The following is a 26,298-nucleotide window of genomic DNA, read 5'->3' on the forward strand; positions in this document are numbered from 1 at the left end:
AGATGAGCCAGTCGCCCTACCCCGCCGTGACAGCCGGACCGCCCAGGCCAAGCCTCATCCTGAGGCCGGGCCAGATCGCGCTGCCGGCCGGCATGGAGCGCTATACCGTACAGGGCAATGGCGCGGTGCTGATCGAGGTCGAGGCCGGCGATACGATCACGGTACGCAATGTCGAGGGCGGCCAGGCCTGCGAGTTGCTGGCCTGGGACAAGTCGGGCGTCACCGACCCCGACATTCTCGGTGACAAATCCAATAGTAGTGCCGCCGGCATCAAGGCACTGCTCACCGAAGACGACGACAGTCTTTCGGCTGTGCGCCGCGGCCTCGAACGCCGTCAGGTTCAGCTCGACAAGGCCAAGGCTGTGCGCGTATTTGGCGGCACCACTCCGGCCGGTGCCGAGCAGGCATTCGCGATAGCGCGCGATGGTGCGATGCTGATTGCCGCGCCCGGCGGGCCGATGCTGGTCGACGGCCATGACACGGCGACGCCGCTCAGCGTCATCGTGCGGCGCAACACAATCCGCCTGAAAACAGAATCCCGGCTTGCCGATCCACTGGCCGATCCGGTGCTCGATCTGCGCGTCCATTCGGCGACGGCGGAGTCCTATTTCGTCAAGGCGGGCGACTATCTGCAGATCATCGATGTCGACGGGCGCCAGTGCACCGACTTCCAGTGTTTTTCGGCGCGCAAGCTGGACAAGGGGCTCGACCATCCGCTCGACGTCACGACAACGCGCACGCTGATGGGCGCGAGCTATCCGATGCCCGGCCTGCATTCGAAATACTACGACCAGGACATGGAGCCGCTGGTCGAGGTGGTGCAGGACACGTGCGGCCGGCACGACGCCTTCGCGCTCGCCTGTGCGGCGAAGTATTACGACGACATCGGCTATCCCGGCCACACCAACTGCTCGGAGAATTTCAACCGCGCGCTCACCGGCAAGGGCGTCAATCCCCGCGCCGGCTGGATGGCGATCAACTTTTTCTTCAACACGGCGATCGACGCTCATGGCGTCATGGTGTCGGACGAGCCATGGTCGCGAGCCGGCGACTATGTTCTGCTCAGGGCGCTCACCGACATCGTCTGCGTCTCCTCCGCATGTCCTGACGACACGACGCCGGCCAATGGCTGGGACCTGACCGACATCCATGTGCGGACCTATTCCGGCCAGCATAGATTCTCGCGAGCGATCGCCAGACGCATGACGCCCGATTCGGAACCCAAAATGACCCGCGAGACAGCTTTTCATTCGAGCTTTGCCAAACACACGCGCGACTTCGTCGAGTACAGGGGCTATTGGCTGGCCAACTCGTTCGCCAAAGAAGGGCCTATCGCCGAATACTGGGCCTGCCGGCAGGATGCGGTGATCATGGACCTGTCGCCGCTTCGCAAATTCGAGGTCACCGGTCCGGATGCCGAAGCGCTGCTGCAATACACGCTGACGCGTGACGTCAAGAAGCTCGGCGTCGGCCGAGTCGTCTACTCCGCCATGTGCTACGAGCATGGCGGCATGATCGACGACGGCACGCTGCTCAGGCTCGGCAAGGACAATTTCCGCTGGATCGGCGGCGACGATCTCTCCGGCGAATGGCTGCGCGAGACGGCGACAAAGCTCGGCCTCAACGTGTTGGTGCGCTCGTCCACCGACCAGATGCACAACATCGCCGTGCAAGGGCCAAAGAGCCGCGACATCCTGAAACAGGTGATCTGGACCTCCCCGCTGCAGCCCTCGATCGAGGAACTCGAATGGTTCCGCTTCGCGGTCGCCAGGATCGGCGGCGGCAATGGCATTCCCATCGTCGTCTCGCGCACCGGCTATACCGGCGAACTCGGCTACGAGATCTGGTGCCATCCGCGCGACGCCGAAAAGGTGTTCGACGCCATCTGGGAAGCCGGCCAGCCGCATGGGCTGAAGCCGATGGGACTGCAGGCGCTCGACATGGTGCGCATCGAGGCCGGGCTCATCTTCGCCGGTTGCGAGTTTTCCGACCAGACCGATCCATTCGAGGCGGGCATCGGCTTTACCGTGCCGCTGAAGTCCAAGACCGACGATTTCATCGGCCGCGAGGCGCTGATCCGGCGCAAGGACCATCCTCAGACGAAGCTGGTCGGCCTCGACATAGACAGCAATGTCGCCGTCGGCCATGGTGACTGCGTCCATATCGGCCGCGCCCAGATCGGCGTCGTCACGTCGGGCATGCGCTCGCCGGTGCTGAACAAAAACATCGCGCTGGCGCGGCTCGACATCACCCACGCGGCCATCGGCACGGAGGTCGAGATCGGCAAGCTCGATGGTCATGCCAAGCGGCTGCCGGCCCGGGTCGTCGCCTTTGCCCACTACGATCCGCAAAAGACCAGACCACGTTCCTGACGACTGCCCTTTTTGGGCTCTCAAAGCGCCCGCCGGCCACCCCGCCGGATGCTTTTTCATCCGCGCGCGCAAGCGTGATGTGCATGGTTTCACAAATCGCTTGACGTGAAAGCGCGCCGGATCAATCTTCACTGTTAAGAAAAAAATACGACTGAGTGGAAACACTGCGGCCGGAACGATCATTTGCCGGGGAGCAAGCTTCGCGTAGCCGAGGCATCGCTGGCGGGGAACATCGAAAAAGGGGAACTCATCGACATGAGCACGATAAGTACGGTCCTGGACCAGCCTGCCGAAAGCAAGCTGCTCAGGCATATCGACTGGCGCGGCGCCTTCTGGGTGGCGAGTGGCGTTCCGGCGCTGGTGCTGTTCTCGATCGGCGGCATTGCCGGCACGACGGGAAAGCTGGCTTTCCTGATCTGGACGGTGTCCATGATCATGGGCTTCCTGCAGTCCTTCACCTATGCCGAGATCGCCGGCCTGTTCCCGAACAAATCCGGCGGCGCCTCGATCTATGGCGCCACCGCCTGGCTGCGCTATTCCAAGTTCATCGCGCCGCTGTCGGTGTGGTGCAACTGGTTCGCCTGGTCGCCGGTGCTGTCGCTCGGCTGCTCGATCGCCGCCGCCTATATCCTCAACGCGCTGGCGCCGGTGCCGCTGTTCACCGAAACTTCGCCCGATGTCGTCGCCTACATCGCCGCGCATGCCGGAACGGTTCCCGCCGACGCCATCACCGCGGTGACGGCCGCCGCGACACCAGCGATCCGTAACTGGACGCTGTGGAGCCATACGCTGGGACCGGTCTCGTTCACGCTCAACGCCACCTTCTTCATTGGCGCGGTGCTGATGCTGATCATCTTCTCGATCCAGCATCGCGGCATCCTGGGCACCGCCAGCGTGCAGAAATATATCGGCCTGCTGGTCATCATCCCGATGCTGATCGTCGGCGTGGTGCCGATCTTCACCGGCCAGATCGACTGGTCGAACTTTTCGCCGCTGGTGCCGCTGGCCGCCGCCTACGCGCCCGAACCCGGCTCTTGGAACATCGCCGGCTGGACATTGGCGCTCGGCGGCATGTTCATCGCCGCGTGGTCGACCTATGGCTTCGAAACGGCCGTCTGCTACACGTCGGAGTTCAAGAACCCCGGCACCGATACGTTCAAGGCCATCTTCTATTCCGGCCTGCTCTGCATGCTTTTGTTCATCCTGGTGCCCTTCACCTTCCAGGGCGTGCTGGGCCTGAACGGCATGCTGGCAACGCCGATCGTCGACGGCTCCGGCGTGGCGGATGCACTCGCCGGCATGGTCGGCGGCGGCAAGATCATTCACAGCCTTCTGGTGATGCTGATGATCCTGGCGCTGGTGCTGTGCATCATGACGGCGATGGCCGGCTCCTCGCGCACGCTCTATCAAGGCTCGGTCGACGGCTGGCTGCCGCGTTATCTCAGCCACGTCAACGAGCACGGTGCGCCGACGCGGGCCATGTGGACCGACCTCTGCTTCAACCTGATCGTGCTGGCTATCGCCTCGGCCGACGCGACGAGCTTCTTCTTCATCCTCGCCGTGTCGAACTGCGGCTACATCATCTTCAACTTCCTCAACCTCAACGCCGGCTGGATCCACCGCATCGACAACGGCCATATCGCACGGCCATGGAAAGCGCCTAGCTGGCTGTTGGGGATTGGGGCGATCTTCGCCTATGTCAACGCCATCTTCATGGGCGCAGGCGCCAAGGTTTGGAACCCGATGGCTCTGTGGGCCGGCTTGATCACCGCTGCGCTGATCATCCCGGTGTTCTGCTTCCGCCACTACATCCAGGACAAGGGCAAATTCCCCGATCACATGCTGGCCGATCTCGGCATGAGCTCGGCCGATCTAAAGGTCAGGAAGGCGGGCATGCTGCCCTATCTGACGCTGGTCGCCGGCGTGGCGGTCATGCTCATCGCCAATTGGGTATTCGTCATCTGATGGTCTGACCGCCAAACGGCCCAAGCCACTGTTGCATTAAGGGAAAACCGGCCAGTCGCAAATTCGACCGGCCGGTTTTGTCTTATTCCGCCGCCAACGCCAGTTGCGGCTGTTCGACGCCTTCGATCTCTGCTGGCGCCTGCTCGTCGGTCCTGGCTTTCTTGGGCTCCCGTCCAAAGAAGAGCGCATACCCCGCCGGCAGCACCAGGATGGTCAGCACAGTGGCGACGAGAATGCCGCCCATCATGGCATAGGCGAGCGGGCCCCAGAACACGCCGCGCGAGATCGGAATCAGTGCCAGCACAGCCGTCATCGCCGTCAGCACAATCGGCCTAAAGCGGCGCACCGCCGAGCCGATGATCGCTTCGGAACGGTCCATGCCCCTGGCGATGTCCTGGTCGATCTGGTCGACCAGAATGATCGAGTTGCGCATGATGATGCCGAGCAGCGCGATGACGCCGAGGATGGCGACGAAGCCGAACGGCGCACCGCTGATCAGCAGAGCGGCGGCAGCACCGATGATACCGAGCGGGCCGGTCGCCAGCACCAGCATCGCCTTGCCGAAGTTCTGCAGCTGGATCATCAGGAGCACGACGATGACGGCCAGCATGATCGGCGCCTTGGCGGCGATGGAAGCCTGGCTTTCGGCCGAATCCTCGGCCCCGCCCTGGATCTCGATCTTGTAGCCGGGCGCCAGGCCGTCGCGCAGGCTCTGCAAGTCCTTGTACATCTTGGTGACGACGTCGTTGGACTGCACGCCGTCGGGCAATGTGGCGCGAACGCTGATCGTCGGCAGGCGGTCGCGGCGCCACTCTATGCCTTGCTCCAGCACAGGCACCACCTTGGCGACCTGCGACAGCGGCACGAAGCCGCCGAAATCGGTCGGGATATAGACCGAGTCGACCGAGGACAGCAGGCTGCGGCTGGCATCCGGCTCGCGGGCGACGATGGATACCGTCTCCTCGCCGTCGCGGAAATCGTCGAGCGGCGCGCCGGACATCGCGGCCTGCAGCATTTGGCGGATGCGCTGCGAGGTGACGCCGAGCGCACGGGCGCGATCCTGGTCGATGACCAGTTTCATCGCCGGAACGGGCTCCAGCCAGTCATCATGGACGGCGCCGAGCAGCGGATCCTGCCGGAACTTCGCCTTCACCTGGTCGGCGATGCGGCGCACCTCCTGGCGGTCCGGACCCATGACACGCATCTGCACCGGCCAGCCGGTTGGCGGTCCGAGGAACAGGCGGTCGACCTTGGCACGAATCGATGGGAAATCCTGCGCCAGAACCGTGCGCAGCTTGACGATCAGCCGCTCGCGCGCCGGCTCGTCATTGGCCATGACAAGCAACTGGGCGAAGTTCGGGTTGCGCAGTTGCTGGTCGAGCGGCAGGAAGAAGCGCGGGGCGCCCTCGCCGATGTAGGTGGCGATGAAACGCTTGTCCTTGTCGTCCATCATCTTGGCTTCCAGGGCCTTGGCCTGCGTCTCGACCTCCTTGATGCTGGTGCCTTCCGGCAGCCAGAGGTCGACGAGAATTTCCGGCCGCGACGATTGCGGGAAGAAATTCTGCGGGATGAACTGGAACGCCCACAGGCTGGTGCCGAAAGTCACCAGCGTCATCACCAGGACGATGATGCGATGGCGCACGGCCCAACCGACCGTGGCACGCAGCCGACGATAGAAGCTGGTGTCGAAGGCGTCGTGATGGCTGCCGGCATGCTTGCGCTGCTTGAGGATCATATAGCCGAGCCACGGCGTGAAATAGACCGCCACGAACCACGACACGATCAGCGCGATGCCGACGACATAGAACAGGGTGCGCACATATTCGCCAGCCGTCGAAGCGGCAAAGCCGACAGGGATGAAGCCGGCGGTGGTGATCAGCGTGCCGGTCAGCATCGGGAAGGCGGTCGAGGAATAGGCGAAGCTCGCCGCCTCGATCTTGACCAGCCCCTCCTCGAGCTTGCGCTCCATCATCTCGACGACGATCATGGCATCGTCGACGAGCAGGCCGAGCGCGATGATCAGCGCGCCCAGCGAAATGCGCTGGAGGTCGATGCCGATCTCGTACATGATGGCGAAGGTGGCGGCGAGCACCAGCGGTATGGCGATGGCGATCACCAGGCCCGAGCGCCAGCCGATCGACAGGAACGAGACGACGAGCACGATCAGCAGCGCTTCGCCGAGCGCATGCATGAATTCGGCTACCGCGTCCGTGACGACGCCCGGCTGGTCGGAAATCTGGTCGACCGAAACGCCATAGGGCAGCGCTTCCTCGAAGTGCTTGTAGGTCGCCTCGACATCCTTGCCGACGTCGGTGACTTTAAACCCCTTGGCCATGACGACGCCAAGCTGCACGCTGTCGTGACCATTGAAGCGGTATTTGCGCTGGAAGGGATCTTCCAGCCCCGAAGTGACGGTGGCGATGTCGCCAAGCCGGGTGACCTGGCCGCCGGCACGCAGGCGCAGTTCACGGATGTCGGCGGCCTTGGCGACATCGCCTTCGACCGAAATGCGCACCGAATTGACGCCGGTGTCGACGGAACCAGCAGGGTCGACATTGTTCTGGCCCTTGATCGCGTTCTGCACGTCGGTCAGCGTCAGGCCGCGTTCGGCCAGCGCCTTGGACGAGACATCGATGTAGAGCTTTTCCGGCTGGTCGCCGATGATGACCGCCTTTTCGACGCCAGGCGTCGTCAACAGCATATCACGCGCCTGGATGGCGAACTTCTTCAGCTCGGGATAGGAGAAGCCGTCGCCGCTGATCGAATGCAGCGTGATGAAGGTGTCACCGAATTCGTCGTTGAAATAGGGGCCGAGCAGACCCTGCGGCAGGTCGCCCGATATGTCGCCGACCTTCTTGCGCACCTGATAGAAAGCATCGGTCACTTCGGCGGCGTTGGCGTCACCCTTGATCTGGACGGTGATGATGGCGCTGCCGGCGCGGGTGAAGGAACGCACGAAGTCGAGATGCGGCGTCTCCTGCAGCTTGCGCTCGATCTTGTTGACGACCTGGTCTTCCATCTCCTGGATCGAGGAGCCCGGCCAAATCGCCTGCACGACCATGACGCGGAAGGTGAAGTCGGGATCTTCCTTCTGGCCCATGCGCATCAGGCCGAGCGCGCCGGCGATGATGATCAGCCCGAACAGGAAGCGCGCGATCGAAGGATGGCCGATTGCCCAACGAGAGAGATTGAAGGGCCGCTTTTCTTCAGTGGAGGTCGTCATCGGTGGTGGTCCACTTTGCTTGGTTGCCGGCGCCCTGGTGCTTCGAGGAAGGTGCTACGAAGAAGCGCGGCGCGCGAAACGAAATCATCTGCGTTCGATACTGATTTCCGGGCGGCGTCGCTCTTCGAGCGGAGAGACACTCATCGCGGTGGGACGCGAGGGTCGATGCGGGGGTACATCGGCCTTGACGTCTCGACCTTTCGGGCACGCCGCCCGGAAACCTGCGGCCGCGGGAACGCGCGGCCGACCTGTCTGTCGTCAGCGCAGCTGGCTGGCGTCCCCGCCCTCGGCCGAGGCGGACTGCTGTGTGATGCCGCCGGCGAGTTTCACCTTTAGGTCCTCGGTCATGAACTGCGTACCGGCGGCGACCACGATATCGCCCGGTTTCAATCCCTCCGCGACACGCACGCCATCGGCGGCGAACTTGGCGACCTTGACCGGACGGGCATGAACCGTGTCGGCGCCACGATCGACCGTCCAGACGATCGACTGGCTGTCTTTCTCGGCGAGCGCGCTCAGCGGGATGGACACGAGCTGCTTTTCATTAGCCGCCGACGCCTCGATATTGGCGGTCATGCCGAGCAGCACGCGCGGGTCGTTGGGCAGGCTGACGCGGACGGCAAAGGTGCGCGACTGCGGATCCGCGCTGCCGGCGACCTCGCGAACCTTGCCGTCGAGCGCCAGAGCGGCATCGGACCAGAAGCCCGCCTTGACGTCCTTGCCCGGCTTGAACTGCGCGATCTCCATTTCCGGAACCGCGATCAGCACTTCCTTTTCGCCATCGACCGCGACGGTGACCACCGGCGTGCCCGACCCGACCACCTGGCCGACATCGGCGTTGACCGCCGTGACGATGCCGTCCCTGTCGGCCTTTAGGTCGGTATAGCCGACCTGGTTCCTGGCCTGGGCAAGCGTCGAACGGGCAGAGTCGCGCGTGGCGACGGCCTGGTCATAGGTCAGCGTTGCCTGTTCGAGCTGCGATTTCGGCGCGAAGTTCTTGGCGAAAAGCTGCTCGGCGCGCTTGCGGGCGAGTTCGACGGTCTCGACCTGCCGTTCGGAGGCATCCAGCGCGGCCTGCGCGCTCTTGACCGACAGGTCATAGTCGGAGGGATCAATGCGGGCCAGCACATCGCCAGGCGCCACGCGCTGGCCGATGTCGACGAGACGCTCGGTGATCTTGCCGTTGACCCGGAAACCCAGTGTGCTCTCGGTGCGGGCGCGCACCGATCCGGAATAGGACAGCGTGCGGGTGTCATGGGCCTGGGCGATCTCGACGACCTTGACCGGGCGAATGATGTCCTTCACCTCCGCTTTTTCCTGCGAGCAGCCGGCGAGCCCAAGCGATGCGACGATCAGGCCGGCAGCTGGCAGCTTGCGAAGGATGGAACTGGGCAAAAACATTTTGATACTCCCGACTGGAGACGGACTGTCGACACCGGCACCGGCTGGCGGCGGCTATTTCAAGGCTCTGATTGCGTAATCGATGAGTTCGTCGGGCATCGCCCGATTGGTCTTGGCGAGGCACTGCGCCACCATCTGCGGATGGCACAGGATGACGGTGGCGGCACCGAAACAGCGCGACGCGGTCACCGGGTCCTGTTTCCTGAACTCGCCGGCCTCGATGCCCTCGCGGATCACCTCGGCGAAGAGATCGTGGATGCTGTCGACATGCTTGTCGATGACGCCCCAGTCGCGCTCGAGGGCGACGATGACCATCTCGTGGACCTTCTGGTCATCGAGCATGACCTCCATCGTCATCTTGTACTGCGCATGCACGTAACGCCGCAGCCGCTCCTCGGCGCTGGCCGGCAGGTGCATGATCTCGTAGGCCATCTTGTAGCTGGCGCCGAGCATCCGGCCACAGACGGCCTGGTGGATTTCGACTTTGGAGGCAAAGAAACGGTAGATGTTGGCTGGCGACATGCCGAGTTCGCGGGCAATGTCGGCGACATTGGTCTTGCCGTAACCATAGTGGCGGAACAGGCGCTCGGCGCAATCGAGAATGCGCGTCACATTTTCCTGTCGGGCGACGTCGGCGACGATGTTGGCGGCTTCGGACATAGCTCTCTGTCAAATAACGAGTGACGAATTTCGATTTTCATCACTCGTAAATCGAAAAGAGCGCTGTGTCAACGCGGATTCGATGTACGCGTACGATTGGTGACAGATGGTGACATCCCATAGACGTCACAAGGCGCCCTCAGGATGCGGGCCACTGAAAATAATTCTCTCGAAAGGCCGCCGGAGGGCTTCAGGCGACCTTGGCCATTTCCCGCAGCCGGAATTTCTGGATCTTGCCGGTCGAGGTCTTCGGTATCTCGGCGAAGATCACCGCTTTCGGCACTTTGAAGCGGGCAAGCAGCGTCCGGCAGTGCTCGATGATCTCTGCCTCGCTCGCCACCTTGCCCGGTTTCAGCTCGACATAGGCGACAGGCACCTCGCCCCATTTGTCGTCATGGCGCGCCACGACGCCGCAGGAGGCGACGGCGGGATGCTTGTAGAGCGCGTCCTCGACCTCGATCGAGGAAATGTTCTCGCCACCGGAGATGATGATGTCCTTGGAGCGGTCCTTGAGCTGGATATAGCCGTCGGGATGCATGACGCCGAGATCACCGGAGTGGAACCAGCCGCCGGCGAAAGCCTCGTCGGTCGCCTTGCGGTTCTTCAGATAGCCCTTCATGACGATGTTGCCCCGGAACATGACCTCGCCGATGGTCTCGCCGTCGGCGGGCGTCTCGGCCATGGTCTCTGGGTCCATCACCGTCAGGCCTTCGAGCGCAGCGTAGCGCACGCCCTGCCGTGCCTTCTTGCCCGCCCTCGCCCCTTTGTCGAGCGCGTCCCAGCCATTATGCCATTCGTTGACGACAGCCGGACCATACGTTTCGGTCAATCCGTAGAGATGGGTGACGGCAAAGCCGGCATCGGCCATCCCCGACAGCACGGCTTCGGGCGGCGGCGCGGCAGCCGTGTTGAAGGTGACGGTCTGCGCAAATGCACGCTTGTCCTCCTCCCTGGCATTGATCAGCGCCGACATGACGACCGGCGCCCCGCACAGATGCGTGACGCCGTGGTCGGCGATGGCGTCATAGATCGGCTTCGGCCGCACCCAGCGCAGGCAGACATGCGTGCCGGCCTGGACCGCGAGCGTCCAGGGAAAACACCAGCCATTGCAATGGAACATCGGCAGCGTCCAGAGATAGACCGCGTGCTTGGCCATGCCGGCATGGATGGTGTTGGTGTAGGCCATCAGCGCGGCACCACGGTGATGGTAGACGACGCCCTTGGGATTGCCTGTCGTGCCCGACGTGTAGTTGAGCGAGATCGCGTCCCATTCGTCGTCCGGCATCGACCAGGCGAACTCCTCGTCGCCATTGGCGACAAAGGCCTCATAGTCCACCGTGCCGACCCGCTCGCCTTTCGGATAGGGCGCGTCAGCGGCGTAATCGGGATCGTCGTAATCGATGACCAGCGGCTTGACCTTGGCCAGATCGAGCGCCTCTCGCACGACTCCGGAGAACTCGCGATCGACGATCAGCACCTTGGTCTCGGCATGATCGAGCTGGAAGGCGATGACCGCGGCGTCGAGGCGCGTATTGAGCGAGTGCAGCACCGCTTTGGTCATCGGCACGCCGAAATGCGCCTCCAGCATCGGCGGCGTGTTCGACAGCATGACCGTCACCGTATCGCCCTTGCCGATGCCGTGCTTGTGCAGCGCCGAAGCGAGCTTCAGCGAGCGGCGCCAGAAATCACGATAGCTGATGCGCTGGCCGCCATGGATGATGGCGATGTGGTCGGGATAAGTCTTTGCAGCGCGCTCCAGATAGGTGAGCGGCGTCAGCGGCTGGTGGTTGGCGGCGTTCCTGTCGAGATCCTGTTCGTAGGGACTGGCCATCCCGTTCTCCCCAAAGTCTTTTCGAGCTTTCTAACCTTACGCTCGTCGTCACGCTATCCCCCAGAAGGGCCGAGAATGCTATACTGCGCCGACTTGCTGGAACGGTGATCTCGATTGCGCCGCGCCGGCAGAAGATCCCTCCCTGCTCATCCAAATTTGACTTTTGTCGAGAGCCGTGACTAATGTCAGGCAAGGAGGCGGCATGGCGATCCGACCGGCAGAACAGCTCATCCACAAGGCGGCCTGGCTTTACTATGCCCATGGGCTTCGCCAAGACGAAGTGGCCAATCAGCTCAACATTTCGCGCGCTTCCGTCGCCATGTATCTGCGCAAGGCGCGCGAGACAGGCATCGTCAACATCTCGACCTCGACGCAGCTCTTCACCGACGACATCATGGCGCGCAGGCTGGAAGATGCCCTGAAGCTCGACGCCGTCTGGATCGCGCCGGAAAACGCCTACCTCGCCGATCCCTCGACCGATATCGCGGTGCTGGCGGCAAGCGTTTTCCTGGAACTCGTCAGGAAGGGCGACCGCATCGGCGTCGCCTGGGGCCGCACCGTCTACACCATCGCCGACATCATGTCCTATGCCGACCTGCAGGACGTCACCGTGGTGCAGCTCTGTGGCAATCTCGGCGCGCCCTATTCCTACCGGCCCGACCAGTGCACCATGGAAATCGCGCGGCGGCTCAATGCCAAGGGCCTCAATTTCTACGCGCCTCTGGTGCTGTCGACCGAGGAACTGGCGCAAGGCCTGCGCGCCGAGCCCGTGATCCGCGATCAGCTTGCCGGGATCAGCGACTGCGATCTTGCGCTCTACTCCATCGGCGCGGTCGATGCCGACAGCCACCTGGTGAAATGCGGTGCGCTGACGGCAGCCGAGATGGCGGCACTGCGCAAGGAAGGTGCCGCCGGTGTCATTGCCGGGCAGATCATCGATGCCGGTGGCGAGTTGCTCGACTGCAGCTACAACCGGCGGGTCATCTCGGCGGGGCTTGCTTCACTGCGCGTCATCGGGAAGCGGCTGATGGTCGTGCAGGAAGACAGCAAGTTCGAGCCGCTGCTCGCGGCAATCGCCGGCGGCCTCTGCACGCATCTGGTGGTCGGCGCGCATATGGCGCAGCGGCTGCTCGATCATGCCGGAGCGTCAGCAGAAAAGGCATCCTGAAAACCAACCCTTTGCCGACGCATTGTCATCAAGGCGTCGCGGCATTCCTGTTTCACCATCAAAAACAGCAACTGGACGAAGCGAACATGAAGAACCTGTGGAACGACGACGCGGCTGAAAAACTCGTTGCCGACTATGCGAAGAAGGGCGTCGGCCACGACCTGGCCTTGCGTGTCTACACGACGCGGCTTCTGGGCGGCGTGCCACAGCTGGTCCTGCATGGCGGCGGCAACACCTCCTGCAAGATCAAGGCGACCGACCTCGTCGGCGACGAGTGGGACGTTCTGTGCGTCAAGGGCAGCGGCTGGGACATGGCCGTCATCGAGCCGCAGGGCCTGCCCGCCGTCAAGATGGGCGCCCTGCTCAAGGCGCGCAAGCTGGACAGGCTTTCCGACGAGGACATGGTCGCCCTGCAGCGGGCAAACCTGATCGACCCCGCCTCGCCCAACCCATCGGTCGAGACCCTGCTGCATGCCTTCCTGCCGCACAAATTCGTCGACCACACCCATTCGACCGCCATCCTGGCCATTGTCGATCAGGAAGACAGCAAACCGCTGGTGGCGAAGGTGTTCGGAGCAAAGATGGGCTACGTGCCCTACATCATGCCAGGCTTCGACCTCGCCAAGGCGGCTGCCGACGTCTTCGACGCCGACCCTACGGTAGAAGGCCTGATCCTCGACAAGCATGGCATCTTCACTTTCGGCGACGATGCCAGGCAGGCCTATGACCGGATGATCCATTATGTGAACGTCGCCGAGGACTATGTGGCCAAGCACGCCAAGCCGCAGCCGGCCAAGGCGGCATTGCCGGCCAGGCTCGCGTCACCGGCGGTGGTCGCGCCCATGCTGCGCGGCGCTGTCGCGGCGCCACGCGGCGAGGGCCGCTTCGACCGCATGATCAGCGATTTCCGTACCTCGGACGCGATCGTCGATTTCATCAATTCGGCAGAGATCGCCGACTATGCACAACGTGGCGTGTCGACGCCAGATCTGTCGATCCGCATCAAGACCGGACCGATGGCGGTGCCAGCGCCCGACGCCGACAAGGTCGATGACTACAAGGCGGTGATCAAGAGCCATGTCGATGCCTTCGCCAAGGATTATCGTGCCTATTTCGAGACCAATGACGCGCTCGACGACGTCAAGCGCACCATGCTCGATCCCATGCCGCGGCTGACGCTGGTGCCGGGGCTCGGCATGTTCGGTCATGGCCGCACATTGAAGGACGCCAGGATCGCATCGGACGTCGGCGAGATGTGGATCGAGGCCGTGCGCGGCGCCGAGGCGGTCGGGCGTTTCCACCCATTGTCCAAGGCCGAGCTTTTCCCGCTCGAATACTGGTCGCTGGAACAGGCCAAGCTTGCCTCCAACAAGCCGAAGCCACTGACCGGACAGGTGGTGCTGATCACCGGTGGCGCCGGTGCGATTGGTGCGGCGACCGCAAAACTTTTCGCCGACAATGGCGCTCATGCCGTCGTCGTCGATCTCGACGCCGAAAAGGCCGCTGATGCCGCTGGGAAAGCCGGCAACAATTCGATCGGCGTTGGCGCCGACATCACCGACCCGGACCAGATGCGCGCCGCATTCGACAAGGCGATCGCCGTGTTCGGCGGCGTCGACATATTGGTGTCCAACGCGGGCGCCGCATGGGAGGGCCGCATCGGCGAGCTTGACGATGCGCTGCTGCGCAAGAGCTTCGAGCTCAATTTCTTCGCCCACCAGTCGGCGGCGCAGAACGCCGTGCGCATCATGCTCGAACAGGGCACCGGCGGCGCTCTCTTGTTCAACACCTCCAAGCAGGCGGTCAACCCCGGCCCGAAGTTCGGCGCCTATGGCGTGCCGAAAGCAGCGACGCTGTTCCTGTCCAGGCAATACGCGCTCGACTACGGCGCCCATGGCATCCGTTCGAATGCCGTCAACGCCGACCGCATCCGCTCGGGTCTTTTGACGGACGCGATGATCGCCAGCCGCTCGGGCGCGCGCGGCGTGTCGGAGAAGGACTACATGTCCGGCAATCTGCTCGGCCAGGAAGTGACGGCGCAGGATGTGGCGCAGGCCTTCCTGCATCACGCCCTGGCCGACCGGACGACCGCGGATGTGACGACAGTCGACGGCGGCAACATTGCCGCGGCGCTGCGGTAGGCTTGCTGCTGAACGATCGCAGCAATCAAAGGCAAACGCCTTGCCTCGGCTGATGAGTTGTTCAAGGATTTGGGGATCTAAGCGTGCCAGTCCCCATTCGCTCCGGGCAATTTCGCCGGGATGTGAAGCGTGTGGAAAGGCGTGGCAAGGACCTGGGCAAGTTGCGCGATCTGTTAGGCTCATCGCCGGACAAGAACTGCCGGTGGCGTACAAGGATCATCCCCTGAAAGGGGACTGGAAAGGCTTTCGTGACGCGCATATCGAACCAGACTGGCTCCTGATCTACCGCGTTGTCGGCGACGAATTGCAGCTTGCCCGTACCGGTTCTCATTCCGACCTGTTCAACGAGTGAACGTCATCGAAAAAGCCGCCCGCAGCGATTTGCTGCAGGGCGGCTTTCATTTCGTCTCAACTCGATAATCAGTGAGAATTTGTGCCGAACGCTACTTCGCGTTGGGGTTCGGCATCCAGGCAGGCATGGCGACGTCGGCGTGGGCGAACTGCGGCAGCTTGGCCGACAGGCCTTCCATGTTCTTGATGTCCTTGTCGATCAACTCTTTCTGGGTAATCAGCGTCGGCGGCACGATGACGTTGTGGCCGGGATCTTCGCCGGCGAGCAACTGCGCCAGGGCGCGCACCGAGACCTGGCCGACGACGGCCGGGTTGGTCGCGGCGGTCGCCGCCCAGGCACTATCGGGCTCGCGCATCGCCGCGATGTCGGACGTCGAAATGTCGGCCGAATAGATCTTGATCTTCTTGTTCAGGCTCGCTTCGTCGACGGCGATCTTCACGCCCTTGGCGAATTCGTCATAAGGGGCGAACATCACGTTGATGTCGGGGTGCGCCGACAGCACCGAGCGTGCCTGGTTGGCGACGGAGTTGGCGATCGGATTGTCGAGCGTGCCGAACATGGCGGCTTCCTTGATGCCGGCATATTTCTTCTTCACGTCGACCCAGGTTTCGTTGCGGCGGTCGAGCGGCGCGATGCCGGCGACATAGACATAGCCGGCGTTCCAGCTTTCGCCGTTGTCCTTGACCGCCTGTTCGAGCGCTAGGCGCGCCAAGTCCTTGTCCGACTGTTCGATCTGCGGGATCTTGGGGTTTTCGACATTGACGTCGAAGGCGACCACCTTGATGCCGGCGTCGACGGCACGCTGGGCGGCGTCCTTCATCGATTCCGTCAGGCCGTGCTGGATGATGATGCCCTGCACGCCGAGCGCAATGGCCTGATCGACCATGTCGGCCTGAAGGGCGGCGTCCTGGCGGCTGTCGAGCACGCGCAGGTCGATGCCGAGCGCCTTCGACTGCGCCTCGACGCCCGACAGATAGGCCTGAAAGAAGTCGCCGGTCGAGAGGTAGCGCACCAGCGCGATCTTGACGCCGGGCTTGTCGAACGGCGCCGGCTTATCGGCGGCCAATGCCGGGACCTGCATCAGCATGGTTGCGCCGGCGAGCCCGAGCGCCACTTTCCCCAGAAGTCTTCTTGTGATGTTCACCTTGTTTTCCTCCACTTTTGTTGAACCCAAAATCCTATCCGGCCGAATGCTAGTTCCTGCCCCTGCCCGAAAGGGCAAAGGTGAAGACAAGGGCGACGACCAGAACCACGCCCTTGACGAAATCCTGCGTGTAGTAGGGCGCGTTCATCATCGTCAGGCCCTGCAGCAAGATGCCGACGAACAGCGCGCCGATGGCGGTGCCGAAGGCGTTCGGCTTCGCGGCGCCAAGCACCGCGTAGCCGATCAGCGCCGCGGCAACCGCATCGAGCAGCAGATTATTACCCGAGGCGATGTCGCCGCGTCCAAGCCGCGCGGCGAGCAAAATGCCGCCGATCGAGGCAAAAACTCCTGAAATAACGTAGGCCCAGATCTTGTATGCCTTGACAGGCGCGCCGGCGAGTTCGGCGGCGCGCTCATTGGAGCCGACGGCGTACATCATGCGGCCGAAGCGGGTGTATTCGAGGAAGAACCAGATCAGCACGGCCAGCACCAGAAGCACGACGACCGACACCGGAATGAGGTTCGGGATGAAGAAATCGAAGCGGTGGCGGCCAAGCGCCAGGAAGGCATCGGAGAACTTGCCGTTGGCGACCGAGCCGTCGGGCATGGTCATGCCGGTGGCGATAGAGCGGCCTTCTGTCGGGATGCGCTGCAGGCCGACCAGCAGGAACATCATGCCGAGCGTCGCCAGCAGGTCCGGCACGCGCATGTAGACGATCAGCCAGCCATTGATCAGGCCGACGATGGCGCCGATCAATAGGCATACGATGACCGCCACGAACGCGTTCTGCTCCAGCACCACCATGACATAGGCCGCCGCCATCATGGCCGAGGTCGCGACCGAACCGATCGACAGGTCGAAGCCGCCGACCACCAGGGTGGCAGTAACACCAAGCGCCAGCACGCCGGTGATGGCGACCGACTGGAAGATGAAGACGGCACTTTGCGGCGAGACGAACCCGTCGGCGGCGATCGCGAAATAGGCGACCAATCCGAACAACAGCACGATGAATCCATAGCGGATGGCGTGGTCGCGCAGCGTCATTCTGCGCACCCCGGCGCCACTGCGGTTTTTACCCAACTCCAATCCATGGTTTCTCCAATCCAATTCCATCGGCCGCCACGCTCAGGCAGCGCTGTGCAGCGGTCCGCCCGCGACCTCGGCCAGCAGGCGATCTAGATCGACATCGACGTTGCGGTGTTCGCCGACGATCGTGTGCTCCGACATCACCAGGATGCGGTCGGCAGTCTCCAGCGCTTCGTCGAGTTCGGTGACGAACAAAAGCGTGGCGCGGCCATTGGCGCTTGCCCTCAGCTTGGCCGCGATGTCGCGCCGGGCCGAAATGTCGACGCCCTGGAACGGCTCGTCGAGGATGAACAGTGCGGCATTCTGGGTCATCCAGCGGGCGACCATCACCTTCTGCTGGTTGCCGCCAGACAATGCCGACATCTCATCCTTCTCGGAGCGGCAGACGATGCCGAGCTGCTCGATCTGCCGGCGCGCGGTGGCGCGTTCGAGGCGGCGCTTGAGCACGCTGAAATTCGACATACGCTTCAGGAAAGGCAAGCTGACATTGCGCTCGATGTTGAAGCCGCCGACAATGCCGCTGGTGGCGCGATCCTTGGCGACGAGGAACACGCCGGCCGCGATCGCGTCGCCCGCCGAGCGCGGCGCGTAAGGCTTGCCGTTCATCGTCATGGTGCCGGCGAGTGGTCGGCGCACGCCGAACAGCGTCTCGGCAAGAGCGGTCTTGCCGACGCCGACGAGACCGGTGACGGCGACGACCTCGCCATCGCCAAGCGTCAGCGAGATCGGCCGGGCGCCCTGCGCGATCCGCAGGCCTTCGATCGTCAGGACCGCCCTGGCGGAACTCCTGGCGACGACACGGTCGAGATGGATCTTGCGGCCGAGCATGGCGTTGACCGCGCCCTCATAGTCGAGCGGCTTGGTGTCAAAGGTGCCCGAGACGACACCGTCGCGCATCGAGACGATGCGGTCCGCAAGCTGCCTGATGTCCGACATGCGGTGCGAGATATAGAGGATCGCCACGCCTTGCTCGCGCAGCCGGTCGACCAGCGCGAACAGCCTGTCGGCTTCGGCGCTGGAGAGCGACGAGGTCGGCTCATCGAGGATCAGCACTTTCGGCTGGTGTGCCAGCGCCCGGGCAATCGCCACCATCTGGCGATCGGCGAGCGAAAGGTCACTGACGCGCGCCTTCAAATCGATATCCAGCCCCATGCGGTCGGCGACCGCCTTGGCTTCGCGGCGCACGCGAGCGGGATTGAACAGGGTCGGCGAGCCTTTGCCGCTCAGCCTGTCGAGGGTGAGATTGGTGGCGACGTCGAGATCGGCGACGACACCATCATTGATGTTCTGGTGCACGGTGACGACACCCGCGCGGATCGCTTCCGCCGGCGTGTTCGGCGCAAAATCCTGCCCGGCAAGCGTCATCGTGCCGCCGCCACGCTCGTAGACGCCGCTGACGATCTTGACGAGGGTGGATTTACCGGCGCCGTTGGCGCCCATCAGCACGGTCACCTCACCGGCATGGAGGTCCAGCGCGATGCCGCCAAGCACCTCGTTGCGGCCAAAGGATTTCCTCAGTCCCTCTACGCGGAACACGGCATTGCCGACCATGCGTTCCTCCCTGACCATGACGCTATGGTCAATATCGGCAATTGTCAACACGATTGACAATTGCCAGACGGCTTCCTAGCTTGGCCTCGCCGTCAAGGCTCCCTTATGATGGGAGCACACAGGCGGGAGGGACAAGGATGACTGGGAAATTGCCGTTCGAAGCATTGTCGGTGGAGACGCTCGCAACACGTCTCAGCACGAACGAAGCGCTGTGCGCGAAGATCGGCAAGGATGCGAGCGCCTGGAAGGTCCGCGAGGTCGGGGACGGCAATCTGAACCTGGTGTTCATCATCGAAGGCGCCAGCGGCGGCGCCATCGTCAAGCAAGCCCTGCCCTATGTCCGGCTCGTCGGCGACAGCTGGCCGCTCCCCTTGAAGCGCTCCTTCTTCGAATACCACGCATTGACCCGGCAGGAGGCGCGCGCGCCGGGCTCGGTGCCGGCGATCTACTACTTCGACGAGGTCCAGGCGTTGATCATCATGGAATATCTGTCGCCGCACATCATCCTGCGGCGGGCGCTGATCGAAGGCCGGCAGTTGCCGAACATTGCCCGGGATATCGGCCTGTTCATGGCCCGCACCCTGTTCCGCGGGTCCGACCTGTCGATGGTGACCAAGGAGCGCAAGGCGGACCTGGCGCTGTTCGCGGACAATGTCGAGCTTTGCGACATCACCGAGAACCTGGTGTTCTCAGACCCGTATTTCGACGCCAAGATGAACCGCCACACCAGTCCGCAGCTCGACGGTCTGGTGGCCGAACTGCGGGCCGATCGCGACCTCAAGGTGGAGGCGCAGCGGCTGAAGCATCTCTTCACCGCCAATGCCGAGACGCTGCTGCATGGCGACCTGCATTCCGGCTCGATCATGGTCACCGATCAGGAAACGCGGATAATCGATCCGGAATTCGCCTTCTACGGTCCGATGGCGTTCGACGTCGGCATGCTGCTCGCCAATTTCTGGATGTCGTTCTTCTCGCAACGCGGGCATGAGCAGAAGGGCATGCGCGACGCCATGCGTGCCTATCTGCTCAATGTCGTGGTCGAGACATGGGCGGTGTTCCGCACCGAGTTCTCGCATCTGTGGCGCACCGAGCGCACCGGCATGCTCTACCAGAAGAGCCTGTTCGAGGATCAGGGCGACAGGCTGGGCGCCGAGCAGGCGCTCGATCATGTGCTGCACCAGATCTGGACCGATCTGCTCGGCTTTGCCGGCATCGAGGTGCACAGGCGCATCCTCGGCCTCGCCCACAATGCCGACTTCGAGACCATTGCCGATGAAGATCTGCGCGCCAGTTGTGAGGCGAAGGCACTGAAATTCGGCCGCCACATCGCCGTCAACCGGCGCCAGATTCACAGCATCGACGAGGTCAACAATCTGGCCGCGCTGATCGAACAGGAGAACAGCATTTGAACGTCGGCGACCGCCACTATCGGACCATCTGGCTCAGCGACGACGGCCGCTCGGTGGAGATCATCGACCAGCGCTGGCTGCCGCATGAATTCCGCATCGAGAAGCTTGGCACGGTCGCCGGCATCGCCACCGCGATCCGCGACATGTGGGTACGCGGCGCACCGTTGATCGGGGTCACCGCGGCCTACGGCGTCGCCATGCAAATGGCGCACGATCCGTCCGACGAAGCGCTCGACAGCGTGTGGGAAACACTGCACGAGACACGACCGACGGCGATCAACCTGCGCTGGGCGCTGGACGAGATGCGGCGTTTCCTGCGGCCGTTGCCGGCCGGACAACGCGCCGCTGCCGCCTATCGGCGCGCCAGTGAAATCGCCGACGAGGATGTCGGGCTCAACCGCGCCATCGGCGAGAACGGTCTCGCCATCATCAAGGACATCGCGGCCCGCAAGCAGCCGGGCGAGCCGGTCAATATCCTCACCCACTGCAATGCCGGCTGGCTGGCGACTGTCGACTACGGCACAGCCACCTCACCGATCTATCTCGCTGTGGAAGCGGGCATTCCGGTCCATGTCTATGTGGATGAAACACGCCCGCGCAACCAGGGCGCCCAACTGACCGCCTGGGAAATGGCCGGCCATGGCGTGCCGCACACGCTGATCGTCGACAATGCCGGCGGCCATCTGATGCAGCGCGGCGCGATCGACATGGTCATCGTCGGCACCGACCGCACGACAGCCGACGGCGATGTCTGCAACAAGATCGGCACCTATCTGAAGGCGCTCGCCGCAGCCGACAACGACGTGCCGTTCTACGTCGCGCTGCCCTCTCCCACCATCGACTGGACGGTGGGCGACGGCCTCGCCGAAATCCCGATCGAGGAGCGCTCGGGCGACGAGGTATCGCTGGTCTGGGGCAAGACCGCCACGGGCGAGATCGCCCAGGTGCGTGTCTCGCCCGAAGCGACGCCGGCAAGGAACCCCGCCTTCGACGTGACGCCGGCACGGCTGGTGACCGGACTGATCACCGAGCGCGGCATCGCCAAGGCATCGCGCGAAGGGCTGAAGGCGATGTTCCCCGAGCGGGGATAATCAGAACCGAGCTGCGTCATCCGTTAGAGCGGTCCAGCTGGAATCGCCGGCCGCTCCAACTCTCTGTTTTCACGCAATCCCCAACGGAAACCGCAGCACAGTTTTCCTGGAATTGCTTCAGTAGAGCGGCTTGCCCATGTGCTTCGGCGTCGGCCATTGCGCCGTGATGCCGGGCTGCACCGGCCGTTCGAGGTAGGTCGCCAGAACCACGTAGCTGCGCGTCGAGGTGACGCCGGGTGTCTCGTAGAGACGCAATAGCAGTCCTTCGAGCGCCTTGGTGTCCTCGGTACGCACCTTGAGCAGGACACATGTGTCGCCGGCTACGGTGTGGATCTCCTCGACCTCGGGATATTCCGAGATCGCCATCAGTTCCGGGGTCTTGCCCCAGCCGCTGGTGTCGATGTGGACGAAGGTGAGCAGCGGCTTTCTCACCGCGTTGGGATCAATGATGGCGGCCGTGTTGCGGATGGCGCCGCTGCGCCGAAGCCGCTTGACGCGCTCATGCGCTGCCGGCGGCGACAGGCCGACACGTTCGCCGAGCTCGGCGTAACTGACGGTCGCGTCGTCGACCAGAACGCCTAATATCTTTCGGTCGGTCGCGTCGACATCCCGGGCCGCCGGCCTGTTCCGCTGAATGCCATCTGTTTCTGCATCCATGCCGATATTCCCGATTGTCACGGAATTTAATACGGCCATTATGATGATATGTCGAACAATGATCAAGCTGCAACCTTGAACGCGGACACCAGGCCGCCCATTCCGGCCCTTGCCTATCTCCTGACCGGATGCATCGCCGTGATCGGCTCGAATTCGCTGGTGCTGGGCCCGATCGCTCCGGCGGTGGCCGTATCGTTCGCGACCAGCGTTCCCACGGTGATGACGGCGGCGGCCGCCTTCGGCCTCGGCACATCGGCGAGCGCCCTGTTCCTGGCACGCCATATCGACCGGGTCGGCGCGCGCCGGATGCTGCAGGCAGCCTTGCTGCTGCTGGCATTGGCCCTGGTCGCCAGCGCCGCTGCGCCCACGGTGGCCGCACTGGTTGCCGCGCAGCTTGTCGCCGGCATTGCCGCCGGCGTCGCGATGCCGGCAATCTACGCCAGTGCCGCGGCTATTGCTCCGCCCGGCCGCGAAAGCGGCACGATCGGCGTGGTGCTGACCGGATGGACACTCAGCATGGTGGCCGGCGTTTCGTTGTCGGCGGTGCTTGCCGATCTCGTGCACTGGCGCGCCGTCTTCGCCGCCGTGGCGCTGCTTGCCACCCTGGCGCTCGGCGGTCTCAGCGCATCGTCGCTCCCGGATGTCAGGAAGACCGGGCCGGCGCCCTCGCCGTTCGAAGCGTTCGGCATTCCCGGCATCGTGCCACTGCTGGTCGCCTGCGGCGCCTTCATGACCGCCTTCTACGGTGTCTATGGCTATCTCGGCGATCATCTTCACAGCGGACTGGGACAGGCGGTCAGCGCCAACGGTCTGGCGGCCCTCGCCTATGGCACGGGGTTCGGCACGGCGGCGCTCTTCGACGGCATCATCGATCGCCTTGGCGCGAGGCGCGTCATGCCTTTCGCCTATCTTCTCGTCGCCATGATCCACGTGGCGATCGCCGCGACCAGCGACAGCTATGGCCTGACGCTCGCCATGATGGCCGCCTGGGGGCTTGCCAATCATTTCGGCCTGAACGTGCTGGTGATGCGCCTGTCGGCGCTCGATCCGTCACGGCGGGGTACGATCATGGGCCTGAACAGCGCGGTAACCTACCTCGCGGTGTTCGTCGGCACCACAGGCTTCGGGCCGCTCTATTCCGGCTTCGGCTTTGCCACATGCGCGATGGTCGCGGCGGTGCTGATGCTGGTTGCCGCCTCGGCTGCAGCGTGGCGCACCCGGTAGAGCCATCATCGCATTGCTCCAGCCGACAGAACGTGATTGGCCAGCGGCCTGTCGCGCGGTTGACAGCGGCACCCCTGCTCTTCATACAGAGCGCGTTAATGTTCTCAGGGCGGGGTGAAAGTCCCCACCGGCGGTAACGGCTTCGGCCGAAGCCCGCGAGCGCTTTCCGGCATCGGAAAGGTCAGCAGATCCGGTGTGATTCCGGAGCCGACGGTTAGAGTCCGGATGAAAGAGAACGAAACGGAAAACGGACCGCCTCGGCGGGCCGGATTTCGTATCGTGCGTCCTGATTCTGGTTCGAAACGGAAGGATGGACCCATGAATCAGCATTCCCACAAAGACTATGAAACAACCCGCGTCGCCGTCATCAGGGCGCGCTGGCATGCCGACATCGTCGACCAGTGCGTGCAAGCCTTCGAAGCGGAGCTGGCCGAGATCGGCGGCGGACGCTTTGCCGTCGACGTCTTCGACGTGCCCGGCGCCTACGAGATTCCGCTGCATGCCAAGACGCTTGCCGGGACCGGCCGCTACGCCGCGATCCTCGGCACGGCGTTCGTCGTCAATGGCGGCATCTACCGGCACGACTTCGTCGCCGGTGCAGTCATCGACGGCATGATGAACGTGCAGCTGTCGACCGGCGTGCCGGTCCTGTCGGCGGTGCTCACGCCGCACAATTTTCACGACAGCGCCGAGCATCACCGCTTCTTCTTCGAGCATTTCACGGTCAAGGGCAAAGAGGCGGCCAACGCCTGTGTGCAGATCCTCGCCGCGCGGGAAAAGATCGCGGCCTGAAGCACTGAAGCCGGGTGGAAATCCCGGCAACAGCCGGTAGTATCGGATGCATGTCGCCCAAAAAAAACCGCAGCGGTTTTGGGGCGACAATGTGCATAAACAAGACCAGGAAAATGCCGAGTTCGGGAGGATGCCGGTGCAGACCAAGAAGATCATCAACGACGGCAACCGCGCCGTCGACGAAATGCTCGAAGGGATCCTGGCCGCGCATCCTCGCCATCTCACAAGCGTGGACGGCAGCCCGCGCTCGATCATCGCCCGCGACGGCGCACGGCCCGGCAAGGTCGGGCTGGTGATCGGCGGCGGCTCCGGCCACGAGCCGACCTTTCTCGGCTTTGTCGGCAAGGGGCTGGCGGACGCGGCGGCGATCGGCAACGTCTTTGCCTCGCCACCACCGGATCCGATCCTGGAATGCGCCAAGGCGGTCAGCGGCGGTGCCGGCGTCCTGTTCATGTACGGCAACTATGCCGGCGATGTGATGAATTTCGACATGGCGGCCGAGATGGCCGGCATGGACGTCGTCGAGGTGCGAACCGTGCTGACCACCGACGACGTCGCCTCGGCACCACGCGACCAGCGGCAGAAGCGGCGTGGTGTCGCCGGCAATTTCTTCATATTCAAGGCCGCCGGTGCGGCCTGCGACCTCATGCTCTCGCTCGACGAATGCGAACGCATCGCGCGCAAGGCCAACGACCACACCTTCACCATGGGCGTGGCGCTGTCGCCCTGCTCGCTGCCGCAGACGCGGCGGCCGAATTTCGACATCGGCGCCGACGAGATGGAGATCGGCATGGGCATCCATGGCGAACCCGGCATCGCGCGCGGCAAGCTCGGGACCGCCGATGAGATTGCCGACGAGATGCTCGACAAGATTTTCGCCGAGATGGCGCCGAAGCGGGGCGACAAGGTCGCGGTGCTGGTCAACTCGCTGGGATCGACGCCGCTGATGGAGCTCTACATCATGAACCGTCGGGTCAAGCAGCGGCTCGATGCAATCGGCGTTTCCGTCCACGCGACCTGGGTCGGCAATTATTGCACGTCGCTGGAAATGGCCGGCGCCTCGGTGACGCTTTTCCATCTCGACGAAGAGTTGCAGACGATGCTCGACCATCCCTGCGACTGCGCCATGTTCCGTGCCGGCTGAGGAGCGCTCCATGACCATCGCCGCCTCCGAGCTGAAAAGAATGTTAGATGCCATCGCGGTGGCGATCGAAGCCGACAGGGACCGGCTTTGCCAGCTCGACGGCGTCATCGGCGACGCCGACCACGGCATTGCGATGGCGCTCGGGTTCAACGCCGTGCGCGATGCGCTGGCACTGCTCGACCTTGCGGCGACCGAGCCGACCGCGCTCCTCAACACGGCGGCGAAATCGTTCCTCAATGCCGTCGGCGCGTCCTGCGGTCCGCTCTATGCCACCGCCTTCATGCGCGCCGCCGCCGCCGTCAAGGGCAAGGCGACGCTCGCGGATGCCGAGTTCGTCGCGCTGCTGCAGGCCATGGCGCAAGGCATCAAGGATCGCGGCAAGGCCGAGATCGGCGAGAAGACAATGGTCGACGCCTGGCAACCGGCGGCGGAAGCGGCCGGCGCCAGCAATGCAGCAGGAAAAGACCTTGCTGAAAGCCTGCAGGCAGCCCTTGCCGCCGCCAAGCGCGGCGCGGAATCGACCAAGGACATGATCGCCGCCAAGGGCCGCTCGTCACGGCTTGGCGAGCGGTCGCTCGGGCATATGGACCCAGGCGCGGCCTCGGCCGTCACCGTCATCAGGGCCATGCGCGACAGTCTCTCTTAGCCCTTTGCCGCGTCGAGCCTGTTGATCGCCTGGACGTTGCCGGCCGAGGGCCCCTTCTCGTCGAACTCCGAGGCCAGCCACGTGTCGACAATGGCCTTGGCCAGTTCCGGACCGATAACACGGGCGCCCATGGTGATGATCTGGGCGTTGTTGGATTTCGCCGCGCGTTCGGCCGAGTAGGTGTCGTGGGTAAGTGCCGCGCGGATCCCCGGCACCTTGTTGGCCGAGATCGAGACGCCGATGCCGGTGCCGCAGAACAGGATGCCACGGTCGTTTTCGCCGTCGACGATCGTCTGGGCAAGTTTCTGCGACAGGTCGGCATAATAACCGGCCTGGCTGAGATCACTGACGGTGAGGCCGGGCTTGGTTGCCAGATGCGCGGCGATGACGTCGAGCAGCGGCTTGCCGGCGCTATCGGCTCCAATGGCTATTTTCATTTT

The 26,298-nt window shown here is 63.7% G+C and carries 20 protein-coding genes and 1 riboswitch; of the genes, 11 read left to right on the forward strand and 9 right to left on the reverse strand.

Features of this window, described 5'->3' with window-relative positions; genetic code table 11:
- Positions 1 to 2 precede the first annotated feature (2 nt).
- Together FJ434_RS09230 and FJ434_RS09235 are read left to right on the forward strand one after the other, a co-directional pair.
- Complete coding sequence (locus tag FJ434_RS09230) at positions 3 to 2,372, forward strand: aminomethyltransferase family protein (RefSeq protein WP_140745795.1); 2,370 nt, start codon at positions 3 to 5, stop codon at positions 2,370 to 2,372.
- Positions 2,373 to 2,627: 255 nt separating this feature from the next.
- Entirely contained in the window at positions 2,628 to 4,337 is a 1,710-nt protein-coding gene (locus tag FJ434_RS09235) for an APC family permease (protein ID WP_140745797.1), read from the forward strand.
- Positions 4,338 to 4,419: 82 nt separating this feature from the next.
- On the opposite strand, the gene FJ434_RS09240 is transcribed toward FJ434_RS09235, so the two are convergent.
- From FJ434_RS09240 to FJ434_RS09255, 4 genes are all read right to left on the reverse strand, one after another.
- Positions 4,420 to 7,560: an efflux RND transporter permease subunit gene (locus FJ434_RS09240; RefSeq protein WP_140745799.1), complete on the reverse strand. Its 3,141-nt coding sequence runs from the start codon at positions 7,558 to 7,560 to the stop codon at positions 4,420 to 4,422.
- Positions 7,561 to 7,818: 258 nt separating this feature from the next.
- Positions 7,819 to 8,961, reverse strand: a complete 1,143-nt coding sequence (locus FJ434_RS09245; RefSeq protein ID WP_027142247.1) for an efflux RND transporter periplasmic adaptor subunit — start codon at positions 8,959 to 8,961, stop codon at positions 7,819 to 7,821.
- Between the two features lie 54 nt (positions 8,962 to 9,015).
- On the reverse strand, positions 9,016 to 9,621 hold the full coding sequence (locus FJ434_RS09250; protein WP_140505548.1) for a TetR family transcriptional regulator: 606 nt from the start codon (positions 9,619 to 9,621) through the stop codon (positions 9,016 to 9,018).
- Between the two features lie 190 nt (positions 9,622 to 9,811).
- A complete protein-coding gene (locus FJ434_RS09255; protein WP_140745801.1) occupies positions 9,812 to 11,452 on the reverse strand; it encodes an acyl-CoA synthetase in 1,641 nt (546 codons plus the stop codon).
- Between the two features lie 202 nt (positions 11,453 to 11,654).
- On the opposite strand from FJ434_RS09255, the gene FJ434_RS09260 reads away from it, so the two are divergent.
- The 3 genes from FJ434_RS09260 (at position 11,655) to FJ434_RS30570 (ending at position 15,113) form a co-directional block, all read left to right on the forward strand.
- Positions 11,655 to 12,620 carry a sugar-binding transcriptional regulator gene (locus FJ434_RS09260; protein WP_140714682.1) on the forward strand — a complete coding sequence of 322 codons (966 nt, stop codon included), beginning with the start codon at positions 11,655 to 11,657 and terminating at the stop codon, positions 12,618 to 12,620.
- Positions 12,621 to 12,706: 86 nt separating this feature from the next.
- Positions 12,707 to 14,761: a bifunctional aldolase/short-chain dehydrogenase gene (locus FJ434_RS09265; protein WP_140745803.1), complete on the forward strand. Its 2,055-nt coding sequence runs from the start codon at positions 12,707 to 12,709 to the stop codon at positions 14,759 to 14,761.
- A gap of 202 nt (positions 14,762 to 14,963) precedes the next feature.
- On the forward strand, positions 14,964 to 15,113 hold the full coding sequence (locus FJ434_RS30570; RefSeq protein WP_348640742.1) for a type II toxin-antitoxin system YafQ family toxin: 150 nt from the start codon (positions 14,964 to 14,966) through the stop codon (positions 15,111 to 15,113).
- Between the two features lie 91 nt (positions 15,114 to 15,204).
- On the opposite strand, the gene FJ434_RS09275 is transcribed toward FJ434_RS30570, so the two are convergent.
- The 3 genes from FJ434_RS09275 to FJ434_RS09285 form a co-directional block, all read right to left on the reverse strand.
- Positions 15,205 to 16,257: a substrate-binding domain-containing protein gene (locus FJ434_RS09275; protein WP_140745805.1), complete on the reverse strand. Its 1,053-nt coding sequence runs from the start codon at positions 16,255 to 16,257 to the stop codon at positions 15,205 to 15,207.
- Positions 16,258 to 16,306: 49 nt separating this feature from the next.
- Positions 16,307 to 17,302: an ABC transporter permease gene (locus FJ434_RS09280; RefSeq protein ID WP_140505557.1), complete on the reverse strand. Its 996-nt coding sequence runs from the start codon at positions 17,300 to 17,302 to the stop codon at positions 16,307 to 16,309.
- 81 nt (positions 17,303 to 17,383) lie between these two features.
- The gene (locus tag FJ434_RS09285) at positions 17,384 to 18,895 is read right to left on the reverse strand and encodes a sugar ABC transporter ATP-binding protein (RefSeq protein WP_140746075.1); all 1,512 of its coding nucleotides are present in this window, start codon (positions 18,893 to 18,895) and stop codon (positions 17,384 to 17,386) included.
- Positions 18,896 to 19,032: 137 nt separating this feature from the next.
- Here FJ434_RS09285 and mtnK point away from each other — a divergent pair, with 137 nt between their 5' ends.
- Together mtnK and mtnA are read left to right on the forward strand one after the other, a co-directional pair.
- On the forward strand, positions 19,033 to 20,304 hold the full coding sequence (gene mtnK, locus FJ434_RS09290) for an S-methyl-5-thioribose kinase (protein WP_140745807.1): 1,272 nt from the start codon (positions 19,033 to 19,035) through the stop codon (positions 20,302 to 20,304).
- Positions 20,301 to 21,395: an S-methyl-5-thioribose-1-phosphate isomerase gene (mtnA, locus tag FJ434_RS09295; RefSeq protein ID WP_140714694.1), complete on the forward strand. Its 1,095-nt coding sequence runs from the start codon at positions 20,301 to 20,303 to the stop codon at positions 21,393 to 21,395. Before mtnK ends, mtnA begins: the two co-directional genes overlap by 4 nt.
- Positions 21,396 to 21,512: 117 nt before the next feature.
- Here the strand turns inward: mtnA and FJ434_RS09300 are convergent, their stop codons facing one another.
- On the reverse strand, positions 21,513 to 22,052 hold the full coding sequence (locus tag FJ434_RS09300; protein ID WP_140745810.1) for an Lrp/AsnC family transcriptional regulator: 540 nt from the start codon (positions 22,050 to 22,052) through the stop codon (positions 21,513 to 21,515).
- 48 nt (positions 22,053 to 22,100) lie between these two features.
- On the opposite strand from FJ434_RS09300, the gene FJ434_RS09305 reads away from it, so the two are divergent.
- The 4 genes from FJ434_RS09305 (at position 22,101) to dhaL (ending at position 25,858) form a co-directional block, all read left to right on the forward strand.
- Positions 22,101 to 23,276, forward strand: coding sequence for an MFS transporter (locus tag FJ434_RS09305; protein WP_140745812.1), 1,176 nt, complete (start codon positions 22,101 to 22,103; stop codon positions 23,274 to 23,276).
- A gap of 96 nt (positions 23,277 to 23,372) precedes the next feature.
- Positions 23,373 to 23,517, forward strand: a riboswitch (FMN riboswitch).
- 77 nt (positions 23,518 to 23,594) lie between these two features.
- Positions 23,595 to 24,068, forward strand: a complete 474-nt coding sequence (locus tag FJ434_RS09310) for a 6,7-dimethyl-8-ribityllumazine synthase (RefSeq protein ID WP_027142233.1) — start codon at positions 23,595 to 23,597, stop codon at positions 24,066 to 24,068.
- A gap of 130 nt (positions 24,069 to 24,198) precedes the next feature.
- Positions 24,199 to 25,212 carry a dihydroxyacetone kinase subunit DhaK gene (locus FJ434_RS09315; protein WP_181165855.1) on the forward strand — a complete coding sequence of 338 codons (1,014 nt, stop codon included), beginning with the start codon at positions 24,199 to 24,201 and terminating at the stop codon, positions 25,210 to 25,212.
- Between the two features lie 10 nt (positions 25,213 to 25,222).
- Positions 25,223 to 25,858, forward strand: a complete 636-nt coding sequence (gene dhaL, locus FJ434_RS09320) for a dihydroxyacetone kinase subunit DhaL (protein WP_140745816.1) — start codon at positions 25,223 to 25,225, stop codon at positions 25,856 to 25,858.
- On the opposite strand, the gene FJ434_RS09325 is transcribed toward dhaL, so the two are convergent.
- Positions 25,855 to 26,295, reverse strand: coding sequence for an RpiB/LacA/LacB family sugar-phosphate isomerase (locus tag FJ434_RS09325; protein ID WP_140505568.1), 441 nt, complete (start codon positions 26,293 to 26,295; stop codon positions 25,855 to 25,857). The two genes, dhaL and FJ434_RS09325, sit on opposite strands and share 4 nt — an antisense overlap.
- Positions 26,296 to 26,298 lie beyond the last annotated feature (3 nt).

This window comes from Mesorhizobium sp. B2-5-13, assembly GCF_006440535.1.
GTDB lineage: Bacteria > Pseudomonadota > Alphaproteobacteria > Rhizobiales > Rhizobiaceae > Mesorhizobium > Mesorhizobium salmacidum.